A 16,282-nucleotide genomic window follows, 5' to 3' on the forward strand; every position below is an offset into this window, starting at 1 on the left:
GCGCACAGCCGGACCTCCCGCAGGTCCCGCCGCCCGCCCGGTCGGAAACCGCGGCGGCCGAGCTCGCGCGCCCAGTGCCGGGCGTCGTGGTGCTCGCCGCGCCGGGAGTGGTCGAGGAAGAGGCAGTAGGCGGCCGGCGCGGTGTGCGGGCTCCCGGAACCGGCGGCGAACTGCCACCAGAACCGGGCGCCTTCGCGCAGCCCGGCCAGGTACAGCAGGCAGCCGAAGACGACGGCTCCGCCCAGGTCGGTGTGCCCGCCCGCGAGGAACGCGTCGAGGTGCCCGGCGGCCTTCGGCGCGCACACGGAAGCCAGGCAGGTGGCCTTGAGGTCGCGCCGGGCCCGTTCGGCGTCGAGCGGGCAGTCCCGGGTGGGGTCGCTCCAGCCGTAGACCGACCGACGGCGGGCACGGTGGCCGGCGGCGGGGGCGTGCGGTGTGGCGCGCAGCAGGCGGGCCTCGGCCGCGCCGAGGTCGTAGTGCCGGTAGCGGTCGCGGACGCCGGCCCGGGCGAGGAACTCGGCCAGGGAACGGGGCGTCGCCTCGCCGTCCCGCTGCGGCCGGCGGTCGTGCCGGCTCATGACTCCGCCGATTCCGCCGAGTCGGCTGCCGCTGCCTCGGCTGCTTCAGCGGCTGTACGGGTGTCGGCTCCAGCCCCTTCGCCCCCTTCGCCGCCTCCACCCGCTTCGTCCGCTTCCGCCGACGTGTCCAGCAGACGGGCCAGCCGCCGGTGAGCCTGGCCGAGGTAGGAGCGGACCGTGGGCTCGTCGACGCCCATCACGGCGGCGGCCTCGCCGGGCGTGCACTGGAGTCCGTACCGCAGGAGCACGGCGTCCCGCTGCCGTTCGGCGAGCCGGGAGACGGCGGAGTAGAAGCGGATGGTGTCGGTCAGCACCTCGTACCGGTCGGCGTGCGCGTCCTTGAGGGCGGCCTCGAAGGCGCTGATGTCCATCGGCTCGGGCTGCTGCTCCCAGGGATGGCGCCGGTCCTGCCGCTCGGCCAGGCAGCGCTTGAGTATGGTCCACGCGTAGGCGTCCAGCCGGTCCATGGGCAGCATCCGCAGCCACTCGCCCATGATCGAGTCGAAGGTGGCGTCCACCGCTTCCTCCGCGGCGGGGTCGGAACCCAGCTGCAGGTACGCGAAGCGCATGTACGTGGGCCGCCGGTTGGCGTGGAAGGCCCAGTACGACAGGCGCGCCGCCGGATCCCACTGGCTCATGGGAGTCGGCCGGCGGCGCCGGCTCGGCAGTCCCACGGCCCCACCGGACTCCTCCGGTCCGCCATCGCTCACCGTTCCACCTCATCCCCTGTGCGCTGGAACAGGAAAGCAGCGCGGGCGCACTCGGGGGGCGCAGAGAGGAAACCTGGAGACAATCAGTCGGTGGTGATCGACTCGTGATCGATGTCGATCACCCGAGGACTCAGCCGGTACGTATGCATATGCCTGGTGCGGGTGCCCTCCGGCCGTCGTTCTGGAGCGCGGCCGTCCGGCTGTAGCATGGGCCCGATCGCGAGGGCCGTGACGGAGAGGTCACTGCCCTCGCTTTTGCGTTATCCACCCATGAACAAATGCGGCGCGTGGCCTTTCGGCGGTTCGATACGATGAACCGCATTCACAATCCGTCACGTCACGTCGCACCGCACAGAGGAAATGGAGCATCCGAGGATGGCTCGACACCTGATCACCAGCGCGCTTCCCTACATCAACGGGATCAAGCACCTGGGCAACATGGTCGGGTCGATGCTTCCGGCGGATGTGTACTCCCGGTACCTCCGCCAGCGCGGCCACGACGTCCTCTACATCTGCGCCACCGACGAGCACGGCACCCCCGCCGAGCTCGCCGCGAAGGAGGCCGGCCTGTCCGTCTCCGAGTTCTGCGCGCAGGCCCATGACGCCCAGAAGGCGGTCTACGACGGCTTCGAGCTGTCCTTCGACTACTTCGGTCGCAGCTCTTCCCAGCAGAACCGCGAGATCACCCAGCACTTCGCGCGCCAGCTCCAGAAGAACGGCTTCATCGAGGAGCGCGCGATCCGGCAGGTCTACTCGCCGGTCGACGAGCGCTTCCTGCCGGACCGCTACGTCGAGGGCACCTGCCCGCACTGCGGTTACGACAAGGCCCGCGGCGACCAGTGCGAGAACTGCACCCGCGTCCTGGACCCCACGGACCTGATCGAGCCCCGCTCGGCCATCTCCGGCTCCACCGACCTGGAGGTCCGCGAGACCAAGCACCTCTTCCTGCTGCAGTCCAAGCTCCAGCACGAGGTCGAGGCCTGGGTCAGCGAACACGAGGAGGAGTGGCCGCAGCTGGCGTCCTCCATCGCCCGCAAGTGGCTGACCGAGGGCCTGCACGACCGCGCCATCACCCGCGACCTCGACTGGGGCGTCCCGGTGCCGGCCGACACCTGGCCGGAGCTGGCCGCCGACGGCAAGGTCTTCTACGTCTGGTTCGACGCGCCGATCGAGTACATCGGGGCGACGAAGGAATGGTCCGACCTGGACCCGGAGAGCCGCGACTACAAGTCCTGGTGGTACGAGGCCGAGGACGTCCGCTACACGCAGTTCATGGCCAAGGACAACGTCCCGTTCCACACGGTGATGTTCCCCGCCACCGAACTGGCCACGCGCGAGCCGTGGAAGAAGGTCGACTACGTCAAGGCCTTCAACTGGCTGACGTACTACGGCGGCAAGTTCTCCACTTCGCAGAAGCGCGGCGTCTTCACCGACCAGGCGCTGGAGATCCTCCCGGCCGACTTCTGGCGCTACTTCCTCATCGCCAACGCGCCCGAGTCCGACGACTCGTCCTTCACGTGGGAGCACTTCGCGTCCACGGTCAACAAGGACCTCGGCGGCACCCTCGGCAACTTCGTCAACCGCGTGCTCACCTTCTCCCGCAAGAAGTTCGGCGACGAGGTCCCGGCGGGCAGCCCGGCGGGCGAGCCGGAGGCGAAGCTCGGAGAGCAGATCGCCGAGCTGCTGGCCGAGTACGAGGGCCACATGGAGACGCTCCAGTACCGCAAGGCCGCGGCCGCGCTGCGCGCCCTGTGGTCGGCGGGCAATGCCTACCTGGACGAGAAGGCCCCCTGGCTGGAGGTCAAGACCGACCTGGAGGCCGCCGCGCTCACGCTGCGCACCGCGATGAACCTCATCCACCTCTACTCGGTGGTCTCCGAGCCCTTCATCCCGGCCTCGGCGCGCGCCATGCGCTCCTCCTTCGCGCTGGCCGACGACACCGCGACCTGGATCTCCCCGGAGCAGGCCAAGGCCCTGGACGCCGTCCCGGCCGGAACCCCGTTCACGGTGCCGCCGGTGCTCTTCGCCCGGGTCACCGAGGAGGACCTGGAGTCCTACCGCGAGCGCTTCGGCGGTTCCCCGGAGGCCTGAGCCTTCGAGTGACGACGCGGTGAGGGGCGCGACCGATCGAGGTCGCGCCCCTTTCGCGTACCCGTGGACGGTTCGGGTTCGCGTGCCGCGGTCAGCCTTCGGTCCGTACGAAGGTCCGCACCGCTGTGTCGAAGTAGCCGCGGGCCTCCTCGGCGCGGCCCACCGGTGCGGACACCCACACGTCGTACAGCCGTCCGCCCTCCTCCCAGCACAGGTCCCGGGTCTGCCGGGGGCCTTCGGCCGCCGAGAAGCCGTCCCAGGTGAACCGCCAGAGGGCCGCCTGCCGGCCGTCGCGGGTGACGGGCACGACCTCGGCGTCGCGGTAACCGGGGTTGGTCGCAGGCCCGTTGGCGTGGGCGCGCTGGTGGACGGCGAGCGGGCCGCCGGACTCGGGGGCCGACACCTTGATGCCGATGCGGAAGGTCTCACCGGGCGACATGTAGAAGATCCGGGGACCGTCGAGCGTGCGCGTGAAACCGGTGGGGACGGCGAGCGAGAAGCCCGCCGGGTCGTTCACGATGCGGTAGCCGGCGGGCGCGGGCTTGTCGTCCGGGGAGGCGGCGGCCGCCGGCGTGACCGACGGGGACGCCGGCCCCGCCTTCTCCCGGGGCGCCGTGGCCGCCGGGGTGGGGGAGGAGCCGCTCCCGCCTGGGCCCCCGCCCCCGACCCCGGTCGCGGACGCCTTCGCCCCGCGCGCGTCGTCGTTCATGAGCAGCGTGGCGGCCGACAGACCGGCCCCGGCGAGCGCGGCCACCAGCAGGCCGGCGATCAGCGCGGCCCGCCGCCCGCGCTTCCCGGCCGCCGGCGCGGACGCGGGCGTGACGGTGGGCGCGGATGCGGGCGGGAGCGGCGCCGTGGGTGCGGGAGCGGCGGTCGCAGCCGCCTGCTGCTCGGTGGCCGGTTTCGTCAGGCTGCGCTGCGTCGGCGTGTAGGACGGCACGCCGTCCGCGTCGTCCAGGCAGGCCCGCAGCAGGGTCTCCGCCTGCGCCGCACCCAGCCGCTTGGCCGGATCGCGCTCCAGCAGGCCCCGCACCACGGGCAGCAGAGGACCGCACGCGGCGGGCGGCCGGACCTCGTCGAAGACCACCGCGTGCAGGATCCCGCCGAGGGAGTCCCGCCGGAAGGGCGACACCCCACTGACGGCCGCGCACAGCAGGGCGCCCAGCGACCACAGGTCGGACTCCGGACCCACCGGCGCCTCGGGGGACATCCGTTCGGGCGCGGTGTACTCGGGGGACCCGACGAACGCCCCGGTCGACGTCAGCGTGGTCGCCCCCGCCACCTGCGCGATGCCGAAGTCCGTGAGGACGGCCCGGCCTCCAGGGGACTCCAGCAGGACGTTCGCCGGCTTGAGGTCCCGGTGCAGCACCCCCGCCGCGTGCGCCGTGCGCAGGGCGCCGAGCAGCGCGATCCCGATCCGCGCGCCCTCGGCGGGGGTCATGGGCCCGGTGCGCGAGAGCCGGTCGGCGAGGGAGCCGCCCTCCACCAACTCCATGACGATGTAAGGGCGTTGGTGATCCTCGACGATGTCGTGCACCACGATGATGTGAGGGTGCTTGAGCTGCGCGGCCGCCCGTGCCTCCCGGAGCGTGCGCTCACGTTGGAGCCGGGCCTCGTCCCCGGACAGCGTCGGGTCGAGCGCCACTTCCTTGACGGCGACGCTGCGGCCGAGCAGCTGGTCGGTGGCCCGCCACACGATGCCCATGCCGCCGCGGCCGAGCCTGGCGTCCAGCCGATAGCGCCCGGCGATCAGACGGGCGTTCTCCCCCTCGGTCCCCATGGCGACATCATGCCGCATCTCCTCCCGCCCACCGCGTGTCGAAGACCCGCCTTGATCGTTTCTTCAGCGGTAGCCCTTACAACTGCTCCGGAGATGCGGGAGGACGCGCGGTGACCGCTTGGCAGTACTTCGCCGGTGCGGGTCTGGTGGCGGCGCTCTGCCCGCTGCACGGGCACGTGGCGGTGGCGGGCGACGGCCACGGCAACGGCCACGGGGCGCGCCTCGACCTGTGCGTACCCGGCGAGCAGCCGCAGCGGCCCGCCGTACGGCCCTCCGGGCGACCCTCGGTCCGGGCGGCCGTGCCCGGCGACGACCGGCCGACCGTGCACCACCCGGGGCGGTCCCCCGAACCGCCCGCCGCCCCGCCGCACCCCGGCCGGCCCGGGCCGTCGCAGCCCCCCGCGGAGCCGTCGGCGAAGGCCCGGGCCGGGCGGGCGGAGCCGCCGCCGGCCGCGCCGGGTCCCGGGGGCGAGGACGCTCCGGCCGCGGCCGAAGCGCCCGCTCCGCCCCCGCCCAGGGCCACCGCCGCACACGTGAGCGCCTTTCACGTGCGTCCGTACCGCTCCGTCGCCCTGCAGCGGCGCGGCCCGGACGGGATGTCCACCGTGATGCTCATGGTCGTCGTCACCACCCCGGCCGTACTGGCCGCAGCCGCCCTGCGCCCCCGTTCCAGCAGCCGCGGCCGCGGCCGCGGCTGACCGCAGCCCGCGCGTGCGCCCGTACGGCCCGCACGGGCAGGGGCGTACGCGGGCCCCGCACCGACCCATCCACCGATCCACCGAGTCACACCGGGAGAATCCACGTGTCCGAATGGCTGGTCCTGGCCATCGCCATGGCGCTCGTCTGCGCCGTCGTCCTCGCCATCACCACGATCCGGCACCGCCGGGCCGCCGATGACGAGGACACCAGCGAAACCCCCGACGTCATCGAGTACATGACGATGATGGTGGGCGTGGTCTACGCGATCGTGCTGGGTCTGGCCATCGCGGGCGTCTGGGAGGCGCGCGGCGCCGCCGAGGACAGCGTGCGCCGCGAGGCCCAGGCGCTGTACGAGGTCACCCAGCGCGCCGACGTCTACCCGGCCCCGGTCCGCGACCGGATCCGCGGCGAGGTGGACGCGTACGTGTCCCACACGGTCGCGGTGGACTGGCCGCGGCTGACCTCCGGGGAGACCCCCACGGCCGAGGGCGCCAAGCTGCTCGGCAAGCTGCGCACCGACGTCACCCACCAGAGCCCGGCCACCGAGCTCCAGGCGCAGGCCTACCAGCCGTTGCTGGACCACATCGCCGCCGCCGACGACGCCCGCCACTCGCGGACGCAGAGCTCCGAGTCCACGCTGCCGGCCGTGGTGTGGCTGGGGCTGGTCGTCGGCGGGGTGGTCACCGTCGGGCTGATCTTCACCCTGCAGATCCGCCGCTCCGGAAGGGAGCTGCTGCTGGCGGGGCTGTTCAGTGCGCTGATCGTGTTCCTGCTCTTCATGGTGTGGAGCTTCGACGCGCCGTACGGCAGGGCCGGGATCGACTCGGCGGGCCCGTTCCAGGACCTGTTCCCGGCGACGGCCATGGCCGCGGCGGGCTGAGCCCGGCCGGGCCGGGTCCAGCCCCGGCCTGGCCCGGCCCCGCGCCCCGGCGGGATGCGCCTTCGCGGCACGGTCCGGTCCGCTAGACGGTCCTACGTGACGCAGGTGTAACTGATCGTCCACTGGGAGCGTCGTCGGTGCCGACCGGGCCGCGGGGAAGTATCCGGTCCAGCCACTTCGGCAGCCACCAGTTGCTCCGGCCGAGGAGTGTCATGGTCGCCGGTACCAGCACCATGCGTACGACCGTGGCGTCGATGAAGATCGCGGTGGCCAGGCCGAGCCCGAACATTTTGGTGGAGGGGTCCTCGGCGACGGCGAAGGACAGGAAGACCGCCACCATGATGAGGGCGGCAGAGGTGATGATCCTGGCGGTGCGCGAGACGCCCTCGACGATCGCCGTGCCGTTGTCGCCGGTGCGCAGGTACTCCTCGCGGACGCGGGAGAGGAGGAACACCTCGTAGTCCATGGACAGGCCGAACAGGATGGCGAAGAGGAACATCGGGATGAACGACACGATCGGAACCGTCGCTTCCAGCCCGATGAGTGCGCCTCCCCAGCCCCACTGGAAGACCGCGACCATGATGCCGTAGGCCGCGCCGATGCTCAGCAGGTTCAGCAGTACCGCCTTGAGCGGTACGAGGACCGAGCGGAAGACCAGCATGAGCAGCAGGAACGACATCGCCAGCACGGCGGCGACCAGCACCGGCAGGCGCTGGCTGGTGCGTCGGCCCACGTCGGACAGGCTCGCGGCGGCGCCACCGACGTGGGCCCTGGCCGGGCCGGGCCCGATCGCCGTGGGCAGCACGTCGGCGCGCAGCCGGGCGATGGTGTCGGCCGTGGCCTTGTCCTGAGGGCTGGTCGTCGGGAACACGACGAGGGTCGCGATGCCGGTGGCCCGGTCGACGTGCGGCGGCGCGACGGACGCGATGCCCGGATCCGCCGCGACCGATGCGACGAGTCGCTCCAGCACGCCCGGATCACCGGTGGGGTCGGCGGCGATGACGAGGGGACCGTTGGTGCCCGGGCCGAACCCCTCGGCGACGAGGTCGTAGGCGCGGCGCTCGGTACGGCTCTGGGGCAGTGAGCCGTCGTCGGGCAGGCCGACGCGCAGGCCGAGCAGGGGCAGCGCCGCCGTCAGCAGCAGCCCCGCCGCGCCGATCGCGTACGGCACCGGGTGCCGGCTGACGTGCCCGATCCAGCGACGCCACCCGGCGGCGTGGGCGGCCCCTGCCTCCGCTTCCCGCCGCCGGGTGCGTCGGCCCGGCTTCCCGGTCCGCAGAGCCCGGCCGATCCGGCCGGGCCGGGCCAGGCGCGGGCCCGCCGCGCCGAGGAAGGCCGGCAGCAGCGTCACCGACGCGAGCACCATCGTCAGGACGACGATCGAGACGGCGACCCCGCCCACCGTCATGAACGGCACGTTCGCGACCGCCAGGCCGAGGATCGACACGACGACGGTGCCGCCGGCGAAGACCACCGGCCGCCCCGCCGTTGCCACCGCTCGTCCGGCCGCCTCCTGCGGACCGAGCCCGCGCGCCAGGTACTCCCGGTGCCTGGCGAGCACGAACAGCGCGTAGTCGATGCCCACTCCGAGCCCGACCATGCTGCCCAGGACGGGGGCGAAGGCCGGGACGTCCGTCACCCCCGCCAGTACCGTCATCGTGGCGACTCCGATGGTCAGCCCGAAGACCGCCATGCCGATCGGCAGCGCGGCGGCGACGAGCGAACCGAACGCCAGGAACAGGATCGCGGCCGCGGCGAGGAGGCCGATCAGCTCGCTCACGCCGCCGTCGGGGTCGGAGAAGGCGTAGAAGAGGTTCCCGCCCATCTCGATGCGCAGCGGCAGCTCCGCGCGCAACCGGTCGCCGAGATCGACGAGGGCGTCGAGGTCTTCGGCCGACAGCCGGCTCTGGTCGGGGTACTGCACCCGGACGACCGCGATCCGCCCGTCGGCCGAAACGAGGCCGCCGCGCACCGCGGTGTCCCCGCCCGTGTCGAGCGCCCCCGCCGGGTCGCTCGTGCCGAGCACGTGCGGCAGCCGCTTCACCTCGGCCCGCAGCCGCGTGAGAGCCGTGCGCGCGCCGTCGTCGTCGAAGAACGTCGCACCGTCGTCGAGGGGGGTGACGACCAGTTGGGCGGTCATCCCCTCCTGGCCGGTGCCGGCCCGCTCGATCAGTTCCGCGGCCCGCTGGGAGTCCAGTCCCGGAGCGGTCATCGAGTCCGCGGTACGCCCGCCGAAGGCGACGGCGGCGAGAACGGCGAGCGTGGCGGCGACCAGCCATGACGCGATCACCCGCCAGGGATGGCGCGCGGCGCCTGCGCCCAGGCGCAACAGGGCCTTTGAGAGCATCGGGTCCTCCAACCACCTCGTCGGCCGTCCTTGTACGGCCCCCGATGCCGAGGCTCGTCGCCACGGCGCTCCGCGGCATCGGCCCGCGGGCCGCGGATCCGTCGGCCCGGGGGTGGAGTGACGACCCGTCCTTTCGGCCGATGCGCGGCACGGCGCGGTGCCTAGGCTGAGAACCGTGCTACGAGACGACCTGCGAGCCCTGTGGACCGAACCCCGGCCGCCCGACGCGCCCGCCCGGGTGTGGCGGGACTGGGTGCTCCTCGCTGCGGGCCTGGCCGGGGTGGCGCTGGAGGCCACCCTGCGCGAGAACGTCGTGTGGCGGCCGGTGGCGGTGGTGTTCGCCGTATGGCTCTGCCTGCTGCTCCTGTGGCGCCGGACCCGCCCGCTGGCGACGGTGACGCTGGCGTTCGGCTCGGTGGGTCTGCTCCCGGTGGCCTCGCTCGTCACCGCACCGCGCGAGCCCGTCGGCCTGTACACCGGCGCGGTCGTGCTCGTGCTGGTGTACGCGCTGCTCCGGTGGGGTTCGGGACGCGAGATCGTGCTGGGCGGCGCGGTGATCCTCGCGGTCGGCGCGCTGTGTGTCGTCACCGACGAGACCCCGGTCGTCGAAAAGGCCGTGGGCTACGTCTTCCTGCTGCTGCCCGGTGTGGTCGGGGCCGCCGTGCGGTTCCGGGTGACCGCTCACGAGCGGCAGTTGGAGCAGGTGCGCTCCCGCGAGCGCGAGCAGCTCGCCCGGGAACTGCACGACACGGTGGCCCACCACGTGTCGGCCATGGTGATCATCGCCCAGGCGGGCCGGGTGCTCGCGGGCAGCGACCCGTCCGCCGCCGTCGAGGCGCTGGAGGGGGTCGAGGAGGAAGGGGCGCGCACGCTGGAGGAGATGCGCGCCATGGTCGCCGCGCTGCGCGACCGCGGGGTCGGCGCCGAGCTGGCGCCCCCTGCCGGAGTCGCGGATCTGGAGCGCCTGGTGCGCACGCCGGGTGGTCGCCTCAGGGTCGACCTGGGGCTCGACGGCGAACTGGCCGCGCTGCCCCCGGCTGTCGACGCGGCCGTCTACCGGATCGTGCAGGAGTCGGTGACCAACGCCCTGCGCCATGCGGTCGACGCGACCGAGCTCGTCGTCCGGGTCGCCGCGGAACGGCACACGGTACGGGTGAGCGTGCGCGACGACGGCCGGCGCACCGGCCGGGGTCGCGACGGATACGGACTTACCGGATTGCGCGAGCGCGCGACCCTGCTCGGCGGCACACTACGAGCCGGCCCGGGAAACGACCGGGGCTGGTACGTCGAAGCCGAACTGCCGAGAGCGAGGAGCCGGAGCGGTGTCCATTCGCGTCCTCGTCGCTGACGACCAGACGATCATCCGCACCGGGTTGCGGATCATGCTGAACGCCCAGCCCGGCATCGAGGTGGTCGGCGAGGCCGCCGACGGGCGGGAAGCGGTGCGACTGGCCCGCGAACTACGGCCAGACGTCTGCCTGTTCGACATCCGCATGCCCGTACTCGACGGGCTCGAGGCCACCCGGCTGGTCGCCGGCCCGGGCGTCGCCGACCCGCTGGCCGTGGTCGTCATCACCACGTTCGACCTCGACGAGTACGTCTACGGCTCACTGCGTGCAGGCGCCCGCGGATTCCTCCTCAAGGACACGGGACCGGACCTCCTGGCCCAGGCCGTACGGTCGGCGTCCGACGGTGAGGCGCTCATCGCGCCCAGCGTCACCGTCCGTCTGCTCCAGGCGTTCGCGGGCCTGCCCGCCGGCCGGCCCGTGGCCCAGCCGGTCTCGCCCGTCACCGCCCGCGAGGAGCAGGTGCTCCTCGCCGTCGCGCGCGGACTGACCAACACCGAGATCGCCGACGCCCTGCACATCAGCCTCAGCACGGTGAAGACGCATTTGGCCAGCCTGATGGCCAAACTCGGCGCCCGCAACCGGGTGGAGATCGCGATGTGGGCCTACGAAACGCGCCGTATCCTCCCCGGAACCTGACCTAGACGGCCACCCGCTGCCGGACGGCCTGCACCACCGGCGAATGCCGCAGGGCGTGGGAGATCCGCAGGAGATCGCGCGGTCCGTCGGCGGTGTCGAGCAGGGTCTCCACCTCGTCCCCGATGGTCTTGCCCTCGGGGTCGGCGGAGCGGGCCCGTACGGCGGCCGCGACCATGGCGGCGTCCGCGACCGCCCGCGCGGTCTCCGGGTCGGCCCCCTCGGCGACGGCGCTCTCGTAGGCGCCGTCGCGCAGGGCCTTGTCGAAGTACGGGCCCAGGTGCAGGAAGCCGTCGTGGATGTCCGACTCCCGCTGGATCACCCGCAGCTCTCCCGCCGTCCACCAGGCCATCTGTACGGAGGGCGTGCCGCTGGGCGCGGAGATCTGCACCTCCTGCCACAGGGTGCCGAGCCGGCGGTACGTCGCCCAGGTCTGCCAGTGGTCCGAGAGCCGCTGGCAGACGAGCGGGACCACGAAGCCCATCGCGCTGACCAGCGCGCCCACGGCGGCCAGCGGCGGGGCGACGTACGTGCTCAGGTCGTCGAGGTTGTGGCCGAACCAGCGGGCGGTGACCGCGGACATCTTCGTCGCGTCGTAGGCGAGGTTGAAGATGTACCCGGCGACGATGATCATCAGGCCGATCCGCAGCCAGCCGCGGACCTGCATGGACCAGCGCCAGCACAGGACGACCATCACCACGGCGGCCACGTGGTGCGCCAGCAGGTAGAGGGCGATCATCGCGCTGATGTACGGCGTGTTCGCGTAGTAGGTGTCGAAGTCGCGCAGCCGCTCGACCGGCGTCTCACCGAGCGCGAACAGCACGACCAGCGCCACGATCACCGCGAAGTAGCCGATGATCCAGCGCTGCGAGATGCGAAGGGTCCGCTCGGGCGGCCCGCCGCGCCAGTTGACCATGAGGACCAGGCAGGAGGCGCTGAAGGCCGTGAGCAGGCAGTACACCAGCGGGGCGGAGAAGTTGACGACCCCCGTCCAGCGGTTGACCGCCGCGATGGTCGGGGGAGCGGCGAAGGTGAACACCGCTCCCGCCAGGGTCAGCAGGGTCACGACCGATCGCAGGAGCGGGTCGCGCCAGTTGTGCCGGAGCGCCGGCAGCTTGAAGGCGAGCGAGATCGCCATCGCGGCCGCCGGAATGTAGTAGTCCTCGCCGTTCAACGGTCGTTCCTGTGCCCCCGGTAGCCCAGCGAGGCCTCGATGCGGCCTGCCAGTTGGTCGCGCTGGGCCGGAGGGCGATGGTTCGCCGATCCGGCCAGCCAGGTCCGGCACCGGCTGCCCAGCAGTAAGCCGAAGGTCTCTGCCTCGGTCTCCTCCTGGACGTCGGCGCGCGTGCGCGCGGCGACGCGGCGGACCGCCTCACCGATGTCGGCCTCGTCGGACAGCAGCCGCGCGGCGACGGCGGCGCCGTCGACGTGGTGGCTGCAGTGACCGGCCTTCATGTGCCACAGCTCGTGGCCCAGGATCACCAGTTGGTGGTCCGGCGCGGTGCGTTCCTCGATGACCACGAGATCGCGGTCCGCCATGTCGAGCCACAGCCCGCTCGCCGTACGCGGAGGGAACGAGGCCATCCGGAAATCCACCCGGCGGCCGCGGTGCCTGCTCATGCCCTCGCAGAGGGCAGCGTAGAGGTCCATGGGTTCCGCGGGTGCGGTCAGCCGGATGCCGGCCACCAACTCCCCGCACAACCGCCGCTGCTCTCTGCCTATGCTCACCGTTCTCCCCGTCGGCGCGGATCCGGATCAGGACTCAAGGATCAGACCCAGACTTTCGACTGGGTCAGGATTCATTCGGTTTGACGCTTTCGAGGAGCATGTCCAGCCATTCGGTCACCTTGTCACGGTGCTTGTCGCTGGGCAGTTGGGCGGCGCGCCAGGCGATGCCCCGTACGCCGTGGTTCTGGAGGAGTCTTGCCAGCGGATCGCCCGCCGATGCGGCCGAAGCCGGTACGGTTTCCCGCGCGCGGCCCGCGAAGTCCTGGAGCAGCTGTTGCTCGGTCCGCTGGAGCGCGTCGGTGAGGGCGTCGGCGTCATGGGCCGTCAGGAACCCGGCGTGTACCCCGAAGAAGCGCTGGATCGCGTCGCAGTGCTCCATCGTAGGGCGGCGGTCGCCGTTGATCAGGGCCCCGGCCTGCTGCCGGGACATTCCCGCTCCGTCGGCGATCTCCTGCTGGGTGTAGCGGCGGCCGTTGGGTTTGACGCGGGTGCGCCGCAGCAGGTCGAGCCGTTGGAGGAACCGGGTCTGCAGATCGGGCTCGCCGGCCGGCCTGCCCTCCAGCAGGGTCCTGACCACATCCGTGGGCACGCCCGAGGCCTCCGAGAGCCGCCGCAGGTCGAAGACCTGGTTCGGGTCGCGGCCCATCTTGCCCGCGAGTTCGGCGACACGCGTGATGGTGGCTGCCAGGGGTGCGTTGGCTACCGCGACGGGAGCCGGGAAGCCGTCTGTCACCAGTGGTTCTCCTAGATCGCGCGAAGTCGTTACGGCACATGGTCGGCTTCTGGAATCTAGCCGCTCTCGCCCGGAAGGGCTAGAACGTGCCACAGCTGTGGCGGGAATGAGCTGTCAAGAGGCTGGAATTGCCACAATAGTTGACACTCGAATGAAGTCGGTAGCAGGATCGCCACACGGAAATGAAGATCCAGACCGGAGGAGGGGGAGCTCTCGGTGCTACATCTCGCAGCGGTGGGCCCGTCCGATGGCCTCGCCCGAGCCGGTGAGGAGCGCCTGGCGGGCGAGGAGTCCGCACGCGGCGCCGTACGGTCGGAGCGACGCAAGGAGATTTTGCGCCAGCGCCGCGAGGAGCTGGGCCTGAGCCAGGAGGACCTTGCGGCACGCCTGCGCATCAGCGTGCGTGCGTACGGTAACTGGGAACGGGGCCTGGTCAAGGAGTGGACGGACCGCAAGCTGCTCGCCCTGGCCGAGGCCCTGGAGATGAGCGAGCGGCAGTGCTTCTGGCTCTTCCGCGTCATGGTCGACCGTGACCCGCCGCCCACGTGGCGGGCCGCGGAGGAGGCCCGGCTTCCCGAAGACCCCGCGCAGCGCGACTACTTGTGCGACTACGCGGCCTTCATGGAGGCCGTGCCCTACCCCAGCTTCCTGGTGGACCACCGCTGGGACGTCGCGCTCACCAACTCGTCCTTCGACCAGCTCTTCCAGTCGGTGCGGCCGCACCCGACGGCCTTGCCGGACGACAACTTCCTGCGCTTCGTGCTGTTCCACCCGGACGCCGCGGGCGTGCTGGAGGACCACGAACCGGGCTGGTGCGTACCGCTGCTGGCACAGTTCGCCACCGCGCTGGCCGCGGCCCCGGAGGACGAGGGGCTGCGCAGCATCCGCCAGGAGGTGGCCCGCGATCCGTTCATGGAGGCGGCCTACCGGTACGGGGTGCCGCACTGGCTGAGCATGCGCGGGACCGACGCCGCCGAGCAGGACGGCGCGGTGCGGGCCGTGCGCCACCCGGACCCGCAGTGGGGGCTGGTGCGCTGCCGGATGGTGGCCGAAAGCAGCCGGATGCTGGACGAGATGGGGCTGACCCGGATCACCCTGATCCTCTCCGCGCCGCTGGGCGGGCCGACCGGTCCCGTACCGGGTCGCGGCGGAACCGTGCACCAGCAGGGCGCCCGGCTGCGCGCCGTGCCGTCGCTCGGGGAGTGACCGGCCGGGAGTGACCGGACGGGGGAGACTGGTGCCGGCAGGCGCGTGCCGCCGGCCCCGTGTCACCGATCGTGGCATCGATCGTGGCACCGGGACCCCCTGCGGCACACGGCCCGCCAACCGAAAGGGGCACTGCCCCCGGGAACGGCACTGGCGAAGGGCGGTAAGGACGTGCGGCTGACGATCCTCGGCGGAGGCGGCTTCCGGGTACCGCTCGTCTACGGGGCCCTGCTCGGCGACCGGGCCGAGGGCCGCGTGTCCCACGTGACGCTGTACGACGAGGACCCGGCGCGGCTCGGCGCCATGGCCCGGGTGCTCCGGGACCAGGCCGCGGCCGCCCCGGCGGCGCACGCCCCGGCCGTCACGGCCACCGGGGACCTCGACGAAGCCCTGCGCGGGGCCGATTTCGTCTTCTCCGCCATCCGCGTCGGCGGACTCGACGGGCGCGCCGCGGACGAGCGGATCGCCTTGGCCGAAGGGGTGCTGGGCCAGGAGACGGTGGGTGCGGGCGGGATCGCGTACGGCCTGCGGACCGTGCCGGTGGCCCGCGAGATCGCGCGCAGGATCGCCCGGACCGCGCCCGAGGCGTGGGTCATCAACTTCACCAACCCGGCGGGCCTGGTCACCGAGGCGATGGCGGAAGAGCTCGGCGCGCGGGTGATCGGCATCTGCGATTCCCCCGTGGGCCTCGGCCGCCGCATCGCCCGGCTGCTGGGGGCCCGGCCGCAGGAGGCCTGGATCGACTACGTCGGCCTCAACCACCTGGGCTGGGTGCGCGGGCTGCGCATCGGCGGCCGGGACGAGCTGCCCCGGCTGCTGGCCGACACCGAGGCGCTGGAGTCCTTCGAGGAGGGCAGGCTCTTCGGGGCCGAGTGGCTGCGCTCGCTCGGCGCGATCCCCAACGAGTACCTGCACTACTACTACTTCAACCGTGACACCGTACGGGCCTACCAGGAGGCCCGGCAGACGCGCGGGGCCTTCCTGCGCGACCAGCAGCGCGGCTTCTACGCCGACGCGGGCCGGACGGGGCAGCCGGCCGGGGCGGCGCTGGCCGCCTGGGAGCGGGCCCGGGCCGAGCGCGAGGCCACGTACATGGCCGAGAACCGCGAGGCGGCGGGCGTCGGGGAGCGCGACGCGAGCGACCTGGAGTCCGGGGGCTACGAGAAGGTCGCGCTCGCGCTGATGCGGGCCATCGCGCGCGACGAGCGGGCCACGCTGATCCTGAACGTCCCCAACGGCTCGACGCTGTCCGTCCTCGACGCCGAGGCGGTCATCGAGGTGCCCTGCCTGGTCGACGCCAACGGCGCCCATCCGGTGGGCGTCGAGCCGCTGCCGCTGCACGCGGTGGGGCTGGTGACGGCGGTCAAGGCGGTGGAGCGGGAGGTGCTGGCGGCGGCCGCGAGCGGAGCACGGGCCGACGCGGTGAAGGCCTTCGCGCTGCACCCGCTGGTGGATTCGGTGGGGGTGGCCCGGCGGCTGCTGGACGGGTACGCGGCGGCGCATCCGGGGCTGGCCTACCTGCGCTGATCCGGCGGGCGGGCGGACCGT

The 16,282-nt window shown here is 72.7% G+C and carries 13 protein-coding genes; 7 read left to right on the forward strand and 6 right to left on the reverse strand.

Features of this window, described 5'->3' with window-relative positions:
- Positions 1 to 574: 574 nt before the first annotated feature.
- Positions 575 to 1,288 carry an RNA polymerase sigma factor gene (locus ACF059_RS11220; RefSeq protein ID WP_392054582.1) on the reverse strand — a complete coding sequence of 238 codons (714 nt, stop codon included), beginning with the start codon at positions 1,286 to 1,288 and terminating at the stop codon, positions 575 to 577.
- A gap of 375 nt (positions 1,289 to 1,663) precedes the next feature.
- Between ACF059_RS11220 and metG the strand changes: the two genes are divergently transcribed.
- Complete coding sequence (metG, locus tag ACF059_RS11225) at positions 1,664 to 3,379, forward strand: methionine--tRNA ligase (RefSeq protein ID WP_392054585.1); 1,716 nt, start codon at positions 1,664 to 1,666, stop codon at positions 3,377 to 3,379.
- A gap of 91 nt (positions 3,380 to 3,470) precedes the next feature.
- Here the strand turns inward: metG and ACF059_RS11230 are convergent, their stop codons facing one another.
- Entirely contained in the window at positions 3,471 to 5,159 is a 1,689-nt protein-coding gene (locus ACF059_RS11230) for a serine/threonine-protein kinase (RefSeq protein ID WP_392054587.1), read from the reverse strand.
- Between the two features lie 110 nt (positions 5,160 to 5,269).
- Between ACF059_RS11230 and ACF059_RS11235 the strand changes: the two genes are divergently transcribed.
- Entirely contained in the window at positions 5,270 to 5,857 is a 588-nt protein-coding gene (locus ACF059_RS11235; RefSeq protein WP_392054590.1) for a hypothetical protein, read from the forward strand.
- A 104-nt stretch (positions 5,858 to 5,961) separates the two neighbouring features.
- Complete coding sequence (locus ACF059_RS11240) at positions 5,962 to 6,738, forward strand: hypothetical protein (protein ID WP_392054593.1); 777 nt, start codon at positions 5,962 to 5,964, stop codon at positions 6,736 to 6,738.
- 82 nt (positions 6,739 to 6,820) lie between these two features.
- Here ACF059_RS11240 and ACF059_RS11245 read toward each other — a convergent pair whose 3' ends face one another.
- Positions 6,821 to 9,085: an MMPL family transporter gene (locus ACF059_RS11245; protein ID WP_392054596.1), complete on the reverse strand. Its 2,265-nt coding sequence runs from the start codon at positions 9,083 to 9,085 to the stop codon at positions 6,821 to 6,823.
- Between the two features lie 175 nt (positions 9,086 to 9,260).
- Between ACF059_RS11245 and ACF059_RS11250 the strand changes: the two genes are divergently transcribed.
- Positions 9,261 to 10,433 (forward strand): sensor histidine kinase, encoded by a 1,173-nt coding sequence (locus ACF059_RS11250; protein WP_392054599.1) that lies wholly within the window; start codon positions 9,261 to 9,263, stop codon positions 10,431 to 10,433.
- On the forward strand, positions 10,408 to 11,070 hold the full coding sequence (locus ACF059_RS11255; RefSeq protein ID WP_366864019.1) for a response regulator transcription factor: 663 nt from the start codon (positions 10,408 to 10,410) through the stop codon (positions 11,068 to 11,070). Before ACF059_RS11250 ends, ACF059_RS11255 begins: the two co-directional genes overlap by 26 nt.
- Position 11,071: 1 nt before the next feature.
- Here ACF059_RS11255 and ACF059_RS11260 read toward each other — a convergent pair whose 3' ends face one another.
- The 3 genes from ACF059_RS11260 to ACF059_RS11270 form a co-directional block, all read right to left on the reverse strand.
- Entirely contained in the window at positions 11,072 to 12,241 is a 1,170-nt protein-coding gene (locus tag ACF059_RS11260) for an MAB_1171c family putative transporter (protein WP_392054603.1), read from the reverse strand.
- Positions 12,238 to 12,717: a toxin-antitoxin system, toxin component gene (locus ACF059_RS11265; RefSeq protein WP_392056609.1), complete on the reverse strand. Its 480-nt coding sequence runs from the start codon at positions 12,715 to 12,717 to the stop codon at positions 12,238 to 12,240. Before ACF059_RS11265 ends, ACF059_RS11260 begins: the two co-directional genes overlap by 4 nt.
- A 142-nt stretch (positions 12,718 to 12,859) precedes the next feature.
- Positions 12,860 to 13,528: a helix-turn-helix transcriptional regulator gene (locus ACF059_RS11270; protein ID WP_360889083.1), complete on the reverse strand. Its 669-nt coding sequence runs from the start codon at positions 13,526 to 13,528 to the stop codon at positions 12,860 to 12,862.
- A 216-nt stretch (positions 13,529 to 13,744) separates the two neighbouring features.
- On the opposite strand from ACF059_RS11270, the gene ACF059_RS11275 reads away from it, so the two are divergent.
- Both ACF059_RS11275 and ACF059_RS11280 read left to right on the forward strand, forming a co-directional pair.
- A complete protein-coding gene (locus ACF059_RS11275) occupies positions 13,745 to 14,734 on the forward strand; it encodes a helix-turn-helix domain-containing protein (RefSeq protein WP_392054606.1) in 990 nt (329 codons plus the stop codon).
- A gap of 171 nt (positions 14,735 to 14,905) precedes the next feature.
- The gene (locus ACF059_RS11280) at positions 14,906 to 16,261 is read left to right on the forward strand and encodes a 6-phospho-beta-glucosidase (RefSeq protein ID WP_392054609.1); all 1,356 of its coding nucleotides are present in this window, start codon (positions 14,906 to 14,908) and stop codon (positions 16,259 to 16,261) included.
- Positions 16,262 to 16,282 lie beyond the last annotated feature (21 nt).

This window comes from Streptomyces sp. NPDC016562, from assembly GCF_043076955.1.
GTDB lineage: Bacteria > Actinomycetota > Actinomycetes > Streptomycetales > Streptomycetaceae > Streptomyces.

Bases quoted from the DNA above. Each gene is read 5' to 3' on its own strand.
- ACF059_RS11265 (WP_392056609.1), bottom strand. From the start codon at position 12,717: ATGGACCTCTACGCTGCCCTCTGCGAGGGCATGAGCAGGCACCGCGGC.
- ACF059_RS11245 (WP_392054596.1), bottom strand. From the start codon at position 9,085: ATGCTCTCAAAGGCCCTGTTGCGCCTGGGCGCAGGCGCCGCGCGCCAT.
- metG (WP_392054585.1), top strand. From the start codon at position 1,664: ATGGCTCGACACCTGATCACCAGCGCGCTTCCCTACATCAACGGGATC.
- ACF059_RS11230 (WP_392054587.1), bottom strand. From the start codon at position 5,159: ATGGGGACCGAGGGGGAGAACGCCCGTCTGATCGCCGGGCGCTATCGG.